We start from the raw sequence: 841 nt of genomic DNA, 5'->3' as shown, positions 1-841 counted from the left end.
AAAAAAAAAACAAGAAAGTAAAGAAAGAAAAAATAAAGAAAAAAATAAAAGAGAAAAAAAAAAGAAGGGAAAACAAAAAAAAAAAAAAAAAAAAAAAAAAAGAGAAATATTTAAAAAGTAAAAAGGGAAAGAGAAAAAAGGGAGGAAGAGAAGAAAAAAAAAAGAAAAAGAAGGAAAAAAGAAAAGAAAAAAAAGGAAAGAGAAAAAAAAGAAGGGAGAAAATAAAGAAAAAAAAAGAGGAGAAGGTAAAAGAGGAGGAGAAGAAAAGAAGGGAAGAAAGAAAAAAGTAGGAGAAAGAAAAAATGGAAAAAAGGGAAGAAAAGAAAAAGGAAAAGAAGAAAAGGAAAAAAAAGGGAAAAAAGGGCGGGAGGAAAGGGAAAGGATGTGAGGAGGGGGGGAGGGGGGGGAAGAGGCGGGGGGGGGGGGGGGGGGGAAAAAAGGGGAAAAGGGAAGGGGGAAAGGAAAAAAGGGGGGCAGGTGGAAAAAGGGGGGGGGAAGGGGGGGGGAAAGGAAGGGGGAAGAAAGGGAAAGGAGGAAGGAAGGGAAAGGGAGGAGGGGAAAAAGAAGGGAAAGAAGAAAAGGGGGGGAAAAAAGAGAAAGGAGATAAAAGAAGAAAAAGAGAAGGGAGAAGGAAGTGAAAGAGGAGAGAGGAGAAAGGAAAGAAAAGAAGGTGAAGGAAGGGAGAGAGAGGAAGAAGATAGAGGAGTAAGGAAAGAGAGTAGGAAAGAAAATGGATGAGGAAGAGAAAAAATTGGCGGATGAAAGTAAAAAACAAACGGATAACAAATGATGATGAAGAATATGTATGTAATGAAGAATGAAAAAAGGAATGGGAGATAAA

At 37.6% G+C, this 841-nt stretch carries 2 protein-coding genes; both read left to right on the top strand.

Annotated elements, in window-relative coordinates; genetic code table 11:
* A partial coding sequence (locus GMA8713_RS28915) for a hypothetical protein (RefSeq protein ID WP_198159598.1) occupies nt 1-290 on the top strand: 290 nt, incomplete at its 5' end.
* A gap of 187 nt (nt 291-477) precedes the next feature.
* Nucleotides 478-738: a hypothetical protein gene (locus GMA8713_RS28910; RefSeq protein WP_157515804.1), complete on the top strand. Its 261-nt coding sequence runs from the start codon at nt 478-480 to the stop codon at nt 736-738.
* Nucleotides 739-841: the final 103 nt, after the last annotated feature.

It is taken from the genome of Grimontia marina (assembly GCF_900060185.1).
Lineage (GTDB): Bacteria > Pseudomonadota > Gammaproteobacteria > Enterobacterales > Vibrionaceae > Enterovibrio > Enterovibrio marinus.
The sequence above is the reverse complement of the archived record's forward strand: the minus strand, read 5'-3'. Positions and strand labels throughout refer to the sequence as shown.